The following is a 17,018-nucleotide window of genomic DNA, read 5'->3' as shown; positions in this document are numbered from 1 at the left end:
CCCACGCGGGCTCGTGGGGGCTCGGGGCGGGGCCGCGGCGGGCGCGGGCCGGTAAACGGTTCCTGGGCCACCTGGGCGGCGTGAGATCCTGGAAGGCGATGCCCGGCCGCGTGCCGGGCATCGCCCCCAAGCCGCCGAGCCGGAAGAACATCGTGACCGCCACCGAGCACAGCCAGGAAATCATCAACGTCGCCGCCCAGGCGGCGGCCGACAAGCTGGCGCACAACATCATCGCGTTCGACGTCAGCGACGTGCTGTCGATCACCGACGCGTTCCTGATCGCCTCCGCGAACAACGACCGCCAGGTCAAGTCCATCGCCGAGGAGATCGAGGACAAGCTGCGCGAGCAGCTGGACATCAAGCCGGTCCGCCGGGAGGGCGAGCGCGACGGCCGCTGGATCCTGCTCGACTACCTGGACATCGTGGTGCACGTCCAGCACTCCGAGGAGCGCTCCTTCTACTCCCTGGACCGGCTCTGGAAGGACTGCCCCGAGCTGCCGCTGCCGGCCGACGCGCTGGCCTCGCGCAACCGCCCCGACGCGCACACCGACGAGGCCGGCAATGCCCTCGCCCCGGCCGAGGCCGCCCCGGCCGACAACTTCGGCGCCGAGGACTACAGCTGAGCCGGGAGGCGCGGGGCCCGCGCATCGTCTTCTGGCGGCACGGCCAGACCTCCTGGAACCTCGAATCGCGGTTCCAGGGCACCACGGACATCGAGCTGACCGGCCAGGGCGTCCTGCAGGCCCAGCGGGCGGCCCGGCTGCTCTCCGGCCTGCGCCCCGACCTGCTGATCTCCTCGGACCTCCAGCGCGCCCGGCGGACCGCCGACGAGCTGGCCGTGATCACCGGCCTGGACGTGCAGCACCACGAGGGGCTGCGCGAGACCTACGCCGGCTCCTGGCAGGGGCTGACCAACGCGGAGATCCGGGCCCGGTTCCCGGAGGAGTACGAGGCCTGGGCGCAGGGCGAGCCCGTCCGGCGCGGCGGCGGAGAACTCTCCACCGAGGTCGCCGACCGTTCGGTGCCGGTGGTGCTGGATGCGGTCGGCAAGCTGCCGGAGGACGGCACGCTGGTGGTCGTCAGCCACGGCGGCACCATCCGCACCATGCTCGGGCGGCTGCTCGGACTGGAGCCGGAGCTTTGGGAGTGCTTCGGCGGCCTGTCCAACTGCTGCTGGTCCGTGCTGGGCCGCGGTGCGCGCGGCTGGCGCCTGCTGGAGCACAACGCGGGCACCCTCCCGCAGCCGGTGATCGGCGACGACACCTGACCGGCGACGGCACCTGACCGGTGGCGACGGCCGATCGGCGACGGTCGAGCCGCGCCCCCGCCGTTCGCCGGCACCGCGCGGGGACGGATTTCGCAGTTCCGGGCCTGACCGGTTAGAGTCTTCCTCGTTCGCACGGAAGAAACGCGGCCCGGAAGGGAAGCGGGAAATCCGGTGAGTGCGGGGCTGTAGCTCAGTTGGTAGAGCGCTTGCATGGCATGCAAGAGGTCCGGGGTTCAATTCCCCGTAGCTCCACTCCGCACCTGCGGTCCGCGAGGGCCGTGCGTGTCGCGGGGCTGTAGCTCAGTTGGTAGAGCGCTTGCATGGCATGCAAGAGGTCCGGGGTTCAATTCCCCGTAGCTCCACAGACCGCGAGAAGGCCGTCACCCACCGGGTGGCGGCCTTCGGCGTTCCCCGCGGGCCCCGGCCGCCAGCACTCCGGGCCCCCGGCCGTTCAGGAGTGGCAGCTGTTCAGCCAGCCGCCGGGCGGCAGCGCGGCGAGCTCCTCGATCCGCTCACGGTCCCCGTCCCCGTCCGGGAGGTAGACCACCACGTAGGTCTCGGGTACCCCGGGCAGCGTCAGGTACGAGGCGTTCAGCCGCAGCACCCCGACCTGCGGGTGCCGGAACACCCGCAGCGACGTCTCCGGCGGCGCCACCTCCTGCCGGGCCCAGAGGTCCCGGAACAGCTCGCTCTTCGCCGACAGCCCCTGCACGTGCTGCTCCCAGACCGGCTCGCCGACGTGCTTGCCGTACGCGGCCCGCAGCACCGCCACCATCCGCGGCAGCGCCTCCGCGCGGTTCAGGAACGGGTTGCAGCACGGCGGCATGAGCAGCGTGCACCAGATGCTGTTGAACCGCCCGCTGGGCGTGACGTTCCGGTTCGTCCCGAACAGCGACTCGTACGACCGGTTGTACATCAGCACGTCGAACCGGGTGTTCGAGACCGCGGCCGGCAGCGGCGCGAGGGCGTCCAGGATGGCCTGGGTGGACGGGTCGAGGACGGGGGGCTCGGGCCGGCTGCTCGGGCTCGCGGACACCCCGGCGAGCCGGAACAGGTGCTCCCGCTCGGTGTCGTCCAGCCGCAGCGTCCGGGCCACCGCCGCCAGCACCTGCTCGCTGGCGTTGATCGGCCGCCCCTGCTCCAGCCAGGTGTACCAGGTGACGCCGACCCCGGAGAGCTGCGCCACCTCCTCCCGGCGCAGCCCCGGCGTGCGGCGGCGCAGTCCCGGCGGCAGGCCGACCTCCTCGGGGGTGACCCGGGCGCGGCAGGCCTTGAGGTAGCCGGCCAGCTCGGTGCGGCGGCGGTCCTGCCGGCGCGGTCCGACGGCGGTGGCGGTGCGGTCGTCCAGGACGGTCATACCCGCCATCGTGCCGCAGACCGGGCGGCCGAAACAGGTGCTGCCAGTACCAGGATCGGCAGGCTCTAACCACCAGTACCGGACGCGCCGCAGGCTGGGCTCATGACGGACCTTCAGATCCGGCCCGGTGCGGCCGGCGCCACCACCACCGGCGGCCCGGCCACCAGGCCCGGGCTGCTCCTGACCCTCCTGCTCTGCGGCCAGTTCATGGCCATCCTGGACGTCTCCATCGTCAACGTCGCGGTGCCGACGATCCGCACCGACCTGCACGCCTCCGGCGCGGCCCTCCAACTCGTGATCGCCGGCTACACCATCGCCTACGCGGTGCTGCTCATCACCGGGGCCCGGCTGGGCGCCCGCTACGGCTACAGCCGGCTGTTCCAGGTGGGCCTGGCCGCCTTCACCCTCGCCTCGCTGGCCTGCGGGCTGGCACCGGCCACCGGCTGGCTGATCGCCTTCCGGCTGCTCCAGGGCGCCGGCTCGGCGCTGATGGTGCCGCAGGTCATGAGCCTGCTGCAGCGCACCTTCACCGGCGCCGCCCGGACCAGGGCGCTCGGCCTCTACTCGGCCGTGCTGGCCGGCGGTCTGGCGGTCGGCCAGGTGCTCGGCGGAGTCCTGGTCAGCGCCGACCTGTTCGGGACGGGCTGGCGCCCGGTCTTCCTGGTCAACGTGCCGATCGGGCTGGCTCTGCTGGCGGCCGGCGCCCGGCTGCTGCCGAGCCTGCCGGGCGACCGCGGGCGCGGGTTCGACCTCCCCGGCCTGGTGGTGCTCGGCGCGGCCCTCGGGCTGCTGGTGGTGCCGCTGGTGCTCGGCCACGAACTGGGCTGGCCCGTCTGGGGCTGGGCGATGCTCGCCGCCAGCGCCGTCCTGTTCGCCCTGTTCGCGGTGGTCGAGCGGCGGATCGCCCGACGCGGCGGACAGCCGCTGATCAGCGGCCGGGTGCTGCGGACGGCCACGCTGCGACCGGCGGCGGGCGCGATCTTCATGATCATGGCCGCCTTCGCGGGCTTCCTGTTCGCCTTCGCGCTGCACCAGCAGTCCGGCCTCGGGCACAGCGCGCTGCGGGCCGGGCTCTGCTCGGCGCCGATGGCGCTCGGCTTCGGGTTCTCCAGCCTGCACTGGCACCGGCTGCCCGCCCGGCTGCACGGCGTCCTGCCGCTGCTCGGCGCCGGGCTGCTCGTCCCCGGCTATCTGCTGCTCGGGCTGCTGCTCGGCGGCGGCGCGGAGATCGGCCCGGTGGCGCTGCTGCTGATGACCGGGCTCGGCCTCGTGGCCGGCTGCACGTACTCGCCGCTGTTCGCCCGGGCGCTGGGCGGCGTCGCTCCGGCCGACGCGGCGGACGCCAGCGGGGTGATGGTGACGGTCGTACAGCTCGGCCAGGTGGTCGGGGTCGCGGTGCTGGGCTCGGTCTTCCTCGGCGGGGTCTCGCTGCCGGCGGCGGCCCGGGACTCCGGACACGCCCTGCTGGTGACCACCGCCGCGATCGCGGGCCTGGTCGGCGTCGGCGCGGCCTTCGCCGCCCGCGCCCGCCCGACGGCCGGGTAGTACCTCCGGTAACGGATTCGTGGAGCACCCCTTCGACCGTGTAAAGTAGTCGATGTCGCCGAGGGAAACCGAAGGAAACCTCCGGTGACGCAGCAGGTCAAGGGGCTGTAGCTCAGTTGGTAGAGCGCTTGCATGGCATGCAAGAGGTCCGGGGTTCAATTCCCCGTAGCTCCACAGCAGTCGAGGGCCGCCTCCCGTTCCGGGAGGCGGCCCTCGGTGTTTTCCGGGGTGCCCGGGGTGCGTTTGCGGGGGTGCCCAAGGGTGCGTTCTCGCGGCGTCCGGGGTGCGTCCTCGCGGCGCGGGATCCCTCCGGAGGGTTCGGGGGCGCTCGCGGCCCCGGCGGTCCGGGGTTTTCCGAACGGCTCGGCAGCCGGCCCCGCCGGACCGCTACCGTCGTCCCATGGCCGATCTGGAGCGCAGGCGCAACGAGGAACTGGCCCGGATACTGCACCAGCTCGGCTGGAACCCGGAGCGCCTGGCCCGCGAGGTGAACCTCACCCTGCCGCCCGGCCTGGCGATCAGCTCCACCGCCCCGTACAAGTGGCGCGACCGGGGCATGGTCCCGCGCAGCCCGCACGACCAGACGGTCTGCGAGGTGCTCGGCCGCGCCCTCGGCATCGCCGTCACCTACGAGCAGCTCTGGGGCCGGATGGGCGGCAACCGGGGGGCCAAGATCCTCTCGCCGCGGCTGCTCACCGACCCCTGGACGGCCGACACCGCCCAGACCGCGTTGCGCGAGGCGGCCACCGACGCGGGCCCGGTCCGTCTCACCGACCTGTTCCGCGGCGCCGACCTCGACCAGGCCGCCGGCCGGCTGGCCACCGCGCCGCCCCCGGTCGGCGGCGGGGAGGGCGCGCTGCGGATCGACCCCGCGCTGGTCGGGGAGCTCCGGCTCTCCTACCGGAGCAAGCTGCGGCTGGAGCGGGCCTGCGGCGGCGGCCTGGTGCTCGGGCCGACCCGGGCCGAGCTGGCCATGGTCGCTAAGCTGCTGGAACTCGGCGGGTACGACGAGGAGTTGGGCCGCGTGCTGTACGGCACGGCCAGTCGGCTGGCCCGGCTGGCGGGCTGGGCCGCGTACGACCTCGGACACGAGGCGGCCGCCCAGCGGGCGTTCGTGGCCGCGCTGCGCGCCGCCCACCTCAGCGGGGACCTGCGGCTCGGGGTGGGCGTGGTGGGCTGCCTGGTGGTGCTGGCCACCCAGGGCGGGGGAGGGCGCGGGCTGGACGCGGTCACCGTGCTCGCCGAGGTGCTGGAGACGGCGGGTGACGCGCTCGGGCCGGTCGACCGGGCCCTGCAGCTCGGCCGGATGGCCCGGGCGTACGGGCGGCGCGGCGAGCCGGAGGAGCTGGCGGCGGTGGCCGGGCGGGCGTTCGCGGAGCTGGACGCCGCGGCGGGTGCGGGTGCTTCTGCCGGTGCGGGTGCGGGTGCTTCCGCCGGGGCCGGTGCCGGTGCGTCTGCTTGTGCTTGTGCTTGTGCGGGGCAAGGTGCGGCTTCCGGCGCGGGCGCCGGGCCGGATGTGGCGCAGGCCCGGGCGGACCTCGCGGGGATGGTGGGGGAGGGCCACCTGTTCCTCGGCGACCACCGCGGCGCCCAGGCCCTGCTCACCGAGGCGGTGGCCGGGCTCGGCCCCGGCCGCGCGCGGGCCAGGGCCCTGCTGATGGTCCGGCTGGCGGACTCCCAGCGCCGCACCGGCTCCCTCCGGGAGGCCGCCGACACGGCCGAGCGGGCACGCGCCCTGGCCGCGGGCATGCAGTCCGAACGGGTGGCCCGCGCGCTGCGCGACTTCGACGCGGCCTCGCGGTCGATATCTCCGGAGGAGGCCTGAGCCCCTTGCGGTACCCTGAGCCCATGCGAACCGTGCGCCTGCTCCTTAGCCGGCCGCGCTGACCAGGACCGGCCGCGCCCCAGGGCGGGTGCCGGAGTCGGCGTGGCACCCCCTCCTGCGAGGGGCTTTTTTTGTTTTCCGCCGCCTTTCGTGCCGCGCCCGGCCCTGTGCCCGGTTCGCCCACTGACATCGATGGAGCCTGAAGGACCATGAGCGAGACGACCCCTGCTTCCGGTGCGGCCGAGGCCGCGACCGAGCCGTTCCGGTACAGCGCCACCCTGGCGGCGGAGATCGAGTCCCGCTGGCAGGACATCTGGGAGAAGGAGGGCACGTTCAGCGCCCCCAACCCGGCCGGTGACCTGGCCGACCCGAGCGCCGGGGACGTCTCCGCGAAGCCGCACAGCTTCATCATGGACATGTTCCCGTACCCATCCGGCGCGGGCCTGCACGTCGGCCACCCGCTGGGCTACATCGCCACCGACGTCTTCGCCCGCTACCAGCGGATGACCGGCCACAACGTGCTGCACACGCTGGGCTACGACGCGTTCGGCCTGCCCGCCGAGCAGTACGCGGTGCAGACCGGTACCCACCCGCGGGTCTCCACCGAGGCCAACATCGCCAACATGCGCCAGCAGCTGCGCCGGCTGGGCCTGGGCCACGACCCGCGCCGCTCGATCTCCACGATCGACCCGGAGTACTACCGCTGGACCCAGTGGATCTTCCTGCAGATCTTCAACTCCTGGTACGACGAGGAGGCCGGCCGGGCCCGCCCGATCGCCGAGCTGATCGCCGGCTTCGCGGACGGCTCGCGCGAGGTCCCCGGCGGCCGCGCGTGGTCGGAGCTGTCCGCCGCCGAGCGCGACGAACTGCTGGGCGACTACCGGCTGGCGTACTCCAAGGAGGTGCCGGTCAACTGGTGCCCCGGGCTGGGCACCGTGCTGGCCAACGAGGAGGTCACCGCGGACGGCCGCTCCGAGCGCGGCAACTTCCCGGTGTTCAAGTCGAACCTGCGCCAGTGGATGATGCGGATCACCGCCTACTCGGACCGGCTGATCTCCGACCTGGACCTGCTGGACTGGCCCGAGGCCATCAAGCTGCAGCAGCGCAACTGGATCGGTCGCTCGGAAGGTGCCCGGGTCGACTTCGCGGCCCCCGGCGACCGGAAGATCACCGTCTTCACCACCCGCCCCGACACCCTGTTCGGCGCCACCTACATGGTGCTGGCCCCCGAGCACGACCTGGTCGACTCGATCGTGCCGGCCGCCTGGCCCGCCGGCACCCGTGACGAGTGGACCGGCGGCGCCGCCACCCCGGCCGAGGCCGTCGCCGCCTACCGCGCGAGTGCCGCCGCCAAGTCCGACGTGGAACGCCAGGTCGAGGCCAAGGTCAAGACCGGTGTCTTCACCGGCGCCTACGCGGTCAACCCGGTCAGCGGCGAGCCCGTCCCGGTCTTCGTCGCCGACTACGTGCTGATGGGCTACGGCACCGGCGCGATCATGGCCGTCCCGGCCCACGACCACCGCGACTTCGCGTTCGCCCGCGCCTTCGAGCTGCCGATGCGCTGCGTCGTCAAGCCGACCGACGGCCGCGACGAGGACCCGCACACCTGGGACGACGCCTTCAGCACGTACGACTCCGTCATCGTCAACTCGGCCCACGCCGAGGGCACCGAGAACGGCATCTCGCTGGACGGTCTGAGCGTCGCCGACGGCAAGGCCGCCGTCACCGCCTGGCTGGCCGAGCGCGGCATCGGCGAGGGCACCGTCAACTACCGCCTGCGCGACTGGCTGTTCAGCCGCCAGCGGTACTGGGGCGAGCCCTTCCCGATCGTCTACGACGAGGACGGCGTGATGCACGCGCTGCCCGAGTCGATGCTGCCGGTCGAGGTCCCCGAGGTGGACGACTACTCGCCGCACACCTACGACCCGTTCGACTCGACCTCCTCCCCGAAGACGCCGCTGTCGCGCAACGAGGACTGGGTCAACGTCGAGCTGGACCTGGGCGACGGGCCGAAGAAGTACCGCCGCGAGACCAACACCATGCCCAACTGGGCCGGTTCCTGCTGGTACGAGCTGCGCTACATCGACCCGTCGAACGGCGCGCGGGTCGTCGACCCGGCCAACGAGCAGTACTGGCTGGGCCCGACCGCCGAGAAGCCCGGCGGCGGCGCCGACCTGTACGTCGGCGGTGCCGAGCACGCCGTGCTGCACCTGCTGTACGCGCGGTTCTGGCACAAGGTCCTGCACGACCTGGGCCACGTCTCCTCGGTCGAGCCGTTCCACAAGCTGTTCAACCAGGGCATGATCACCGCCGACGTCTACCGTGACGAGCGCGGCTTCCCGGTGCCCGCCACCGAGGTCGAGGAGCGCGACGGCGGCTACTTCTGGCAGGGCGAGCCGGTCAAGCGCGAGGCCGGCAAGATGGGCAAGTCCCTGAAGAACGCCGTCGCCCCGGACGAGATCGCCGACGAGTACGGCGCCGACACGCTGCGCCTGTACGAGATGTCGATGGGCCCGCTGGACGTCTCCCGCCCGTGGGACACCCGCGCGGTGGTCGGCTCGTACCGCTTCCTGCAGCGGCTGTGGCGCAACATCGTCTCGGAGGCCACCGGCGAGCTGGTCGTCACCGACGAGGAGCCGGACGAGGCGACGCTGCGCGCGCTGCACAAGGCCATCGACGGCATCCGCGGTGACATGGCCGCGCTGCGCTTCAACACGGCCGTGGCCAAGGCGATCGAGCTGAACAACTTCCTGGTGAAGCGCGGCTCCACGCCGCGACCGGTCGCCGAGCGGCTGGTCCTGCTGGTCGCCCCGCTGGCCCCGCACATCGCGGAGGAGCTGTGGCGCCGACTGGGCCACGGCGACTCGCTGGCCCACACCGACTACCCCGTCGCCGACCCGGCGTACGTGGTGGACGAGGCGGTCACCTGCGTCGTGCAGATCAAGGGCAAGGTCAAGGCCCGGCTGGAGGTCGCGCCGTCGATCTCCGACGCCGAGCTGGAGGCGCTGGCGCTGGCCGATCCGGCCGTCGTCGCGGCGATCGGGGACGCGCCGGTGCGCAAGGTGATCGCGCGGGCGCCGAAGCTGGTGAACATCGTCACCGGCTGACTGCCGGTGGTCGCCGTGGGTCGTTGACGGCCGGGGCGGGTGTCCTTCGGGGCGCCCGCCCTTCGGCGTTCCCGGGGCGGTGGTTCGCCGGGTGTGTGTGGAGGCAGGTGGGGGCGGGATGCGTTGCCCGAGGCCGGGCCCGCCTCGGGGAGATCCCCCATCTGTCCCTGATCTCCGGAGCCCGGGCCCGTTCGACCTGCCCCCGGCACGGGTCGGGCGGCTACCGTGGAACCCACGGTGGGCCGGCCCGCGTTGGGCCCGGTGGGGGCCGGTTCGGCGGACGGAAGGTGGCTCGTGATGGACGCGCTCGGCGTGATGGTCGGCCTGGCCCTGCTCTTCGGCCTCGCGATGCTGGTGCTGGTGGTGGTCGGGACCGTCAAGGCGGCAAGGGCGGTCGCCACGAAGGTGGAGCGGCACGAGGCCAACGCCCGACGTGCGGTCGAGAACGTGACCCTCAAGGCGAAGACCTACGCCAAGCCCGGCCCGCAGGGCCAGATCTCCGCCGTCCGGCTGGGGCTGCGGACCTCCCTGGACGGCACGCGCCAGGTCCTGGAGAGCGGTCTGGTGCAGGACGGCCAGCTCGGTGAGGCACTCGCCCTGCTGCGGCGGCTGGACACCCATGCGGCGGAGCTGGACGCTGAGCTGCGGATCCTGGAGCGCGAGCCGGACCCGGGCCGGATCGCGGCCAAGCTGCCCGAGCTGCGGGAGCGCGCCGAACGGATCACCCACTCCGCCGAGGCCATGCGCTGGGCGGCCCAGGACCGGATGCACCGCTTCGCCGACGACGAGCTCCGGCGGCTCAGCCAGGAGTGCGAGAGCGAGGCGGGGGCGCTGCGGCACTGGGACCACTCGGGGGCGGGGTCGGATTCCGGGTCGGGTACGGGGGCGGGCTTCGGCTCGGGCGTCGGTTCCGGTGGGTCGGCTGGTGCTGGTGCTGGTGCTGGTGCTGGTGCTGGTGCTGGTGCTGGTGGCGGCGGGGCGGCGGCGGGGCGGGCCGGGCTGACGGACGGGAAGGGGCGCCCGAGCGCCGAGGAACTGCTGGGGCTGAACGACCCGCTGTCGCGGCTGGCGGACCGGCTGCGGAAGCCGTCGGCCGGGCCGACGGCGGGCTGACCGGACGTCCCGCTCTGCCGGGCCCGCCACATCCCGGAAGGCTCGACCCCTCCCGGACGGCTCGGGTGGGTCGCCGTGCCCGGCGCACCGACCGGCTGTCCCTGGCGCCCCGCCCGGTGCCGGGGCCCCGCCCGCCCGGCGCTCCGCCCGGAGCCGGTGCCGGTGCCGGGGCCGGCGGGCGGGCGGGCCGGGGCAGGCCCGGTTCGGGCGCTGTCCTCCTGGCCGGACGCGGAGTAACCTCCGCCTCATGCCCGCCGACCTCGCACTTGTCACCGATTCCACGGCTTATCTGCCCCAGCAGGCCGTCGACCGTCACGAGATCGCGGTGGTGCCGCTGAGCGTCGCGGTCGGTGACACCGTCCTCGCCGAGGGCGTGGAGATCTCACCCAAGGACGTCGCCGAGGCGTTGCGCGGCAAGCAGCGGGTGACGACCTCCCGGCCGAGCCCCGAGGCCTTCGCCGCCGCCTACCGGGCCGCCGCCGAGGCCGGCGCGAAGGGCATCGTCTCGGTGCACATCTCCGCCGAGCTGTCCGGGACCGCGGAGGCGGCCCGGCTGGCGGCGGCCGAGGCGCCCGTCCCGGTGCGTGTGGTGGACAGCCGGCTGGTCGGCATGGCCCTCGGATACGGCGTACTGGCGGCGGCCGAGGCGATCGAGGCGGGGCGGGAACTGGACGAGGTGGTCGCCGCTGTGGCCGCGCGGACGGCGGTGACCAGCGGATTCTTCTACGTGGACACCCTGGAGCACCTGCGTCGGGGCGGCCGGATCGGGGCGGCCCGGGCGCTGCTCGGGTCGGCGCTGGCGGTGAAGCCGCTGCTGCACCTGGACGGCGGGCGGATCGAGCCGCTGGAGAAGGTCCGGACGGCGTCGCGGGCGATCGCGCGGCTGGAGGAGATCGCGGTCGAGCGGGCGGGGGAGCGGGAGGTCGACATCGCCGTCCACCACCTGGCGGCGGAGGAGCGGGCCGAGCCGCTCGCGGAGCGGCTGCGGGGGCGGATCCCCGGGCTGCGCGACCTGTACGTGAGCGAGGTGGGCGCGGTGATCGGTGCGCATGTCGGACCGGGGCTGCTGGCGGTGGTGGTCTCGCCGCGCTGAGGCCCGTGAAGCCGCGGTGCGTGAAGCCGTGGTGGTGAACCCTGAGGGGCGTGAAGCCGTGGTGGTGAACCCTGAGGGGCGTGAAGCCGCGGTGCGTGAAGACGCCTCCGGACGGGGGCTGAGAGGGGCCTCGTGAGGACCTCTGCCGGGCGGGAAGTCAACTCCGACAACTGCTGATCACTCGTGCGAGCGACATGAGTTGTCCACACCCCCGGGGTTTTCCACAGGGTTTCGCCGATTCTCCCGTCGACGGCGGACGGCTCCTAGCGTGCTCCGCATGACGAGCATGAACATCGGCGCGGTGAAGCGCCAGCGGGTCGGGGAGACGGCGCGGCGTCGGCTGGCAGCGCTGCTGCCGGCGGCCGGGGGAGGCGCCGAAGGGGCCGCCGAGGAATCGGCCGCGAGGGTGGCCGGGGGAGCCGCCGGCGCGACGGAGCCGTCGGCCACCGGCCCGCCCGGGGGCTCGCCCCTCGGGGGCGGGTCGGGCGGCGGGTCGGGTGACGTGCCGAGTGCGGCGGTCGATGGACCCGCTGGTGGCGCGGGGTTTGACGGTGTGCCGCCCTACGGTGTGCCGTCCGACGATGACGGGTCTGCCGACCCGGGGCACGCGCGGTTTCGCTTCGGTCCTGCGGTGATGCTCGACCGGCGGGCCGTGTCGGGGCTGGTCGTCCTGCTGCTGCTCACCGTGGGCTACGGCGTCCAACACTTCTGGCTGGCGCGGCCCCAGCCGGTCGCGGTGCCGGCGGTCGCGCCGGCCGAGCCGGGGGCATCGCCCCCGAGCACACCGGAGTCCTCCGCCGGCCCCGTCCCAGCAGCTCCGGGAGACGCCGAGGCGCGCACCGTCGTCGTGGTCGACATCGGGGGCCGGGTGCACGCACCCGGTGTCCACACGCTGCCCGGCGGCTCCCGGGTGGCGGACGCGTTGCGCGTGGCCGGCGGACCGCTGCCCGAGACGGAGACCAAGGGCCTCAACCTGGCCCGGGTGCTGACGGACGGTGAGCAGATCCTCGTCGGCGAACCGGACGGTGCGGCGCAGGCCGTGGGCGGGCCGGCCACGGGCGCCGTGCCGAAACAGCCGGTCAGTCTGAACCACGCCACCCTCGAACAGCTCGACACGCTCCCGGGCGTCGGTCCGACGCTGGCGCAGCGCATCATCGCCTTCCGCGCGTCGCACGGATCGTTCCGCTCACTCGACCAGCTCCGGCAGGTCAGCGGCATCGGCGAACGCACCTATGCGGAGCTCAGACCGATGCTCACGCTCTGACCCGCCCGTACGCGCCGGGTGACGCTTCCGGTCGGTGCTCCTGCTTCCGGCTCGTCCGATGCACGGAGCCGTTCGACCCGTCAGCCCATCGACCTCTGCCCGTCGACCCGGCTGCCCATCGACCCATCGCTCACTCCCCGGAAGGAGGTGCCGTCATCGCCGTCACTGCCACCACAGACGCCGTCGTGCCGCACCGGCCTCCCGGCGATCTTCGCCTGCTCCTCCCCGCCGTCGCGGCCTGGGTGGTCACGGCGGGTGTTCTCGGGCTGGGCCCCGGGCACGGCCTCCTGCTGTCCTCGGCCGCCGGCACGGCCGTCCTGTTCGCCGTCCTCCTGCTCGCGCGCCCGGGAGTGCGGCGGCGTCGCGGCGCCGCCATGACGCTGGCCGCCGTGCTGCTCACCGGTGCGGCGGCCGCCGCCGCGACCCTGCTGCACACCGCCGACCTCCACCGGGGGCCGCTGCCCGGGCTGGCCCGGGCCGGTGCCGCCGCGCCGGAGGTGGGCGTCGAACTGACCATCACCGCCGACCCGAGAGCCCACACCTCCCGCACCAGGGGAACGGCTGCCGGGCAGGCCGTCCTCACCGTGGACGCGGTGGTGGAGCGGGTGACCGTCCCGGCAGGCTTCGAGCCGGCGGCTCCGGCCCCGGGCGACGGCGCGGGCGGCCCGCCGGTCGGCACCGAGACGGTGACCAGGACACGGACGCCGGTGACGGTGATGGCGCGAGGGCCGGAGATCGGCGCGTGGCAACGGTTGCTCCCGTCGGCCCGTGTCGCCGTGGAAGCGGACGTCCGCCCGGCGGGGGAGGGCTACGGCGACGAGTCGGCCGCGCTGCTGATCGCCCACGGGCCGCCACGGGAGCTCGCGCCGCCCAGCCTGCCGCAACGGGTCGCCGGCCGGTTGCGGGCGGGGCTGCGGACGGCAAGTGACGATCTGCCGCCGGACGCACGGGGGTTGCTCCCGGCCCTGGTGGTCGGTGACACCTCACGCCTGCCCGGGGACCTCCTGGACGCCTTCCGGGCCACCGACATGGCGCATCTGGTCGCGGTCAGCGGGGCCAACCTCGCGATCGTGCTGGGTGTCCTGCTCGGTGCCCCCAGTCGTGCCGGTACAGCCGAACGACGTGGCCTGGCCGCCGCGTTCGGTATCCCGCTGCGCACCACCGCGCTGCTCGGCACAGTCGTCACGCTGGCCTTCGTGACCGTCTGCCGACCGGAACCCAGCGTGTTGCGGGCCGCCGGTACGGGGCTGATCGGACTGCTCGCGCTCGCCACCGGCCGACCCCGGCAGGCGGTGCCCGCCCTGGCCGGTACGGCATTGCTCCTGGTGCTCCTCGACCCCTACCTCGCCCGGTCGTTCGGCTTCCTGCTCTCGGTGCTCGCCACCACCGGTCTGCTGGTGGTCGGCCCGCACTGGGCGCAGCGCCTGCGGGCGCGGGGCTGGCCGCACCACCTGGCGGGCGCCGTCGCCGCGACGGCAGCGGCCCAGGCGCTCTGCGCGCCCGTGACGGTCGTGCTGTCCGGACACATTAGCCTGGTCGCGGTGCCGTGCAACCTGCTGGCCGAGCTGGCGGTGGCTCCGGCGACTCTGCTCGGCTTCGCGGTGCTCGTCCTGGAGCCGCTCTCGCCGGCCCTGGCCCGGCTGCTCGCGGAGCCGGCCGGGCTACCGGTGGGCTGGCTCGCGGCGGTGGCCCGGCATGGGGCGGAGCTGCCGGGCGCTCAGATCTCCTGGCCCGGCGGGCTGCTCGGCACGGTGACGCTGGCCCTGGCGACGGTGGCGGTGTGCTGGACGGTTCCTCTCCTGGCACCCGGACGCGCCGCAGCGGTCGGTCTGCGCGTCAGGACCGGCTGGGCCCGGCCGCTGGTGGCGGGCGTACTCCTCCTGGTCCTGCTGGCCGTGCTGGTGCGGCCGCCCCTGCTCACCCGGCTCGCGACCGGCTGGCCGCCACCGGGCTGGCGGCTGGTCATGTGCGACGTGGGCCAGGGGGACATGGTGGTGCTGCCGGTCACCGCCGGCGGCGGGGCGCCGGGGGGCGCGGTGGTGGTGGACGCCGGGCCGGATCCGCGTGCGGCGGACCGCTGTCTGCGCGACCTCGGGATCGCCCGGGTGCCGTTGCTGCTGGTCACGCACTTCCACGCGGACCACGTGGAGGGTGTGCCAGGGGTGCTGCGGGGGCGTTCGGTGGGCGCGATCGAGGGGACGGTCCTGGGTGAGCCGCCGGGTGAGGCCGCCCGGGTGTCGGGGTGGGCGGCTGCGGCCGGCGTGCCACTGGTGCGCGCGCGGACAGGCGAGCGCCGGTCGGCCGGACCGGGGCTGTCATGGGAGGTGGTGTGGCCCGATGCCGTGCTTCCGGCGGAGGCTGCCGGGGCCAACAACGCGAGCGTGGTGCTGCTGGTGACGGTGGCGGCCGGTGTGCGGCTGGCTCTGTTGGGCGATCTCGAACCGCCCGCGCAGGCCGCGCTGTCGGCGCGGTGGGGCCGTGGTGTCCGAGTGGATGTGCTGAAGGTGGCCCACCACGGGTCGGCGCACCAGGACTGGGAGCTCGCGGCCGCGTTGAGGCCCAGGCTGGCGTTGATCTCGTGTGGCGAGGGGAATCCGTACGGGCATCCGTCCGTGCGGACGGTGGAGCGGCTGCGTGCCCTCGGTGCCACGGTGTTGCGCACGGATACCGCTGGGGACATCGCGGTGACGGGCGACACCCCGGCTCGTCTGGGGGCGTCCGTGCACCCGCACGGCGGGCAGACCCGCCACGCCGCGGCCGCGTCGCGCGGGCGGCACACGGCCGGCGGGCCGCGCGGCCCGCCGGGGTGAGCCCTCTCGCTCAACCCGCCCTCTCCACAGGGAGGAGGTGGAGAGGGCGGGGAGGGGGAGCGGGGGTGGGGGGTGGGGGCGGGCCCCGGAGGACATGGCGGCGGCCGACGGATCAGCCCTCCTCGCGCCACCCCTCGTGCTCGGCGGCGACGGCGTCCAGAGCGCGGAGCAGCTCCGCGGTCCAGCCGTCCTCGGGGGGTTCCACGACCACCAGCCACTGGGCGTCCTCGGCGTCGTCCTCGCCGGCGAGGGCGTCCCGGACGATTTCGAGGTCACCGAGGTCGGGGTGGTTGGCGCTGAGTTCCTCCGTGGCGTCCTCGGCGGCGTCGCGGTCGGGCAGGACGAGGAGCTGCCGGGCGCTCGGGTCGAAGTCGTCCGGCTGGTCGGTGGTGAGGTGTTCGGTCACCGGCCCATTCTCCCGGGAGCGCCTCCCGCATCGGAGCACACCCCCACCGGTCGGGCCCACCCCGGCCACCCCGGCGGCTCCGCCCCTCCGGCCGTCGGACCCGCCCGCCCGCCCCCGCCCGCCCCTCGTTCCTCCGGGTGGGAGTGTCCCCACCCCATGGGATGCTGGTAGGCGATGGCCAGGAAGAGTGCACCCGACGACCTGCTCGCCCCGCTGACCCTCGCGGTCGGCCAGGAGGAGCTGCTGCTCGACCGCGCGGTCGCCCAGGTGGTGGCGGCGGCGAGGGCTGCGGACCCGGACACCGATGTGCGGGACCTCCCACCCGGCACCCTGCAGCCCGGCAGCCTCGCCGAGCTGACCACGCCCTCGCTGTTCGCCGAGCGCAAGGTGATCGTCGTCCGGGGCGCCCAGGACCTCTCCGCCGACTCCGTCAAGGAGCTCAAGGCGTACATCGAGGCCCCGGCCGACGAGGTGATCGTGGTGCTGGTGCACGCGGGCGGCGCCAAGGGCAAGGGCCTGCTGGACGCCGGGCGGAAGGCCGGCGGCCGGGAGGTCGCCTGCGCGAAGCTGGCGAAGGCGTCGGACCGGCTGGCCTTCGTCCGGGGAGAGTTCCGCACGCTCGGCCGGTCGGCCACCCCGGAGGCGTGCCAGGCCCTGCTGGACGCGCTCGGCAGCGACCTCCGCGAGCTGGCGGCCGCGTGCAGCCAGCTCACCTCGGACGTCGAGGGCACCATCGACGAGACGGTGGTGGCCCGCTACTACAGCGGCCGGGCCGAGGCCACCGGCTTCGAGGTGGCGGACTTCGCGGTCACCGGCCGGGCCGCCGAGGCGCTGGAGCGGCTGCGCTGGGCGCTGGCCGTCGGGCAGCCGCCGACCGGTATCACCTACGCGCTGGCGTCCGGGGTCCGCAGCATCGGCCGGCTGGCGACCACCGGGCGGAACATGCGCCCGGCCGATCTGGCCCGCGAGCTGGGGATGCCCCCGTGGAAGGTCGAGCGGGTCCGCCAGCAGATGCGCGGCTGGACGGGCGACGGCGTGGCCACGGCCCTGACGGCGATCGCCCAGGCGGACGCGGCCGTCAAGGGCGGCTCCGACGACCCCGCCTTCGCGCTGGAGCGGGCCGTGGTGGCCGTCGCCCGGGCCGCGCGCGCCGGCTCCGGGGGCCGCTCCTACTGATCCCGGCACGGGCGCCCCGGCAACCCGAGCCCGCCCGCCGGGACGGCCGGCCGCC

12 protein-coding genes and 3 tRNA genes are annotated in these 17,018 nt (G+C 74.5%); 13 read left to right on the top strand and 2 right to left on the bottom strand.

What is annotated here, in order from left to right:
* Positions 1–152 precede the first annotated feature (152 nt).
* The 4 genes from rsfS (at position 153) to ACZ4UX_RS09950 (ending at position 1,629) form a co-directional block, all read left to right on the top strand.
* Entirely contained in the window at positions 153–623 is a 471-nt protein-coding gene (gene rsfS, locus ACZ4UX_RS09965; protein ID WP_329492097.1) for a ribosome silencing factor, read from the top strand.
* On the top strand, positions 620–1,267 hold the full coding sequence (locus ACZ4UX_RS09960; RefSeq protein WP_329492096.1) for a histidine phosphatase family protein: 648 nt from the start codon (positions 620–622) through the stop codon (positions 1,265–1,267). Before rsfS ends, ACZ4UX_RS09960 begins: the two co-directional genes overlap by 4 nt.
* 179 nt (positions 1,268–1,446) lie before the next feature.
* Positions 1,447–1,519 (top strand) — tRNA-Ala (locus tag ACZ4UX_RS09955).
* Between the two features lie 37 nt (positions 1,520–1,556).
* Positions 1,557–1,629, top strand: a tRNA-Ala gene (locus ACZ4UX_RS09950).
* 89 nt (positions 1,630–1,718) lie between these two features.
* Here the strand turns inward: ACZ4UX_RS09950 and ACZ4UX_RS09945 are convergent.
* A complete protein-coding gene (locus ACZ4UX_RS09945; protein WP_465706250.1) occupies positions 1,719–2,624 on the bottom strand; it encodes a helix-turn-helix transcriptional regulator in 906 nt (301 codons plus the stop codon).
* Between the two features lie 102 nt (positions 2,625–2,726).
* Here ACZ4UX_RS09945 and ACZ4UX_RS09940 point away from each other — a divergent pair, with 102 nt between their 5' ends.
* The 8 genes from ACZ4UX_RS09940 to ACZ4UX_RS09905 all read left to right on the top strand — a co-directional run bounded on the left by ACZ4UX_RS09940 (position 2,727) and on the right by ACZ4UX_RS09905 (position 15,381).
* Positions 2,727–4,169, top strand: a complete 1,443-nt coding sequence (locus tag ACZ4UX_RS09940) for an MFS transporter (RefSeq protein ID WP_465706249.1) — start codon at positions 2,727–2,729, stop codon at positions 4,167–4,169.
* A 101-nt stretch (positions 4,170–4,270) separates the two neighbouring features.
* Positions 4,271–4,343, top strand: a tRNA-Ala gene (locus ACZ4UX_RS09935).
* Between the two features lie 226 nt (positions 4,344–4,569).
* A complete protein-coding gene (locus ACZ4UX_RS09930) occupies positions 4,570–5,994 on the top strand; it encodes a hypothetical protein (protein ID WP_465706248.1) in 1,425 nt (474 codons plus the stop codon).
* A gap of 209 nt (positions 5,995–6,203) precedes the next feature.
* Positions 6,204–9,101, top strand: a complete 2,898-nt coding sequence (gene leuS / locus ACZ4UX_RS09925) for a leucine--tRNA ligase (RefSeq protein ID WP_380384814.1) — start codon at positions 6,204–6,206, stop codon at positions 9,099–9,101.
* Positions 9,102–9,398: 297 nt separating this feature from the next.
* Entirely contained in the window at positions 9,399–10,214 is an 816-nt protein-coding gene (locus ACZ4UX_RS09920; protein ID WP_465706247.1) for a hypothetical protein, read from the top strand.
* A gap of 247 nt (positions 10,215–10,461) precedes the next feature.
* On the top strand, positions 10,462–11,307 hold the full coding sequence (locus ACZ4UX_RS09915) for a DegV family protein (protein ID WP_465706246.1): 846 nt from the start codon (positions 10,462–10,464) through the stop codon (positions 11,305–11,307).
* A 286-nt stretch (positions 11,308–11,593) separates the two neighbouring features.
* Complete coding sequence (locus ACZ4UX_RS09910; RefSeq protein ID WP_465706245.1) at positions 11,594–12,571, top strand: helix-hairpin-helix domain-containing protein; 978 nt, start codon at positions 11,594–11,596, stop codon at positions 12,569–12,571.
* Between the two features lie 374 nt (positions 12,572–12,945).
* Positions 12,946–15,381, top strand: coding sequence for a ComEC/Rec2 family competence protein (locus ACZ4UX_RS09905; RefSeq protein ID WP_465706309.1), 2,436 nt, complete (start codon positions 12,946–12,948; stop codon positions 15,379–15,381).
* 112 nt (positions 15,382–15,493) lie between these two features.
* On the opposite strand, the gene ACZ4UX_RS09900 is transcribed toward ACZ4UX_RS09905, so the two are convergent.
* Positions 15,494–15,787, bottom strand: a complete 294-nt coding sequence (locus ACZ4UX_RS09900) for a hypothetical protein (protein WP_465706244.1) — start codon at positions 15,785–15,787, stop codon at positions 15,494–15,496.
* A 174-nt stretch (positions 15,788–15,961) separates the two neighbouring features.
* Here ACZ4UX_RS09900 and holA point away from each other — a divergent pair, with 174 nt between their 5' ends.
* Positions 15,962–16,963: a DNA polymerase III subunit delta gene (holA, locus tag ACZ4UX_RS09895; RefSeq protein WP_465706243.1), complete on the top strand. Its 1,002-nt coding sequence runs from the start codon at positions 15,962–15,964 to the stop codon at positions 16,961–16,963.
* Positions 16,964–17,018 lie beyond the last annotated feature (55 nt).

The organism is Kitasatospora sp. NPDC028961 (genome assembly GCF_055564815.1).
This window is presented reverse-complemented; position numbering and strand designations above follow the sequence as displayed.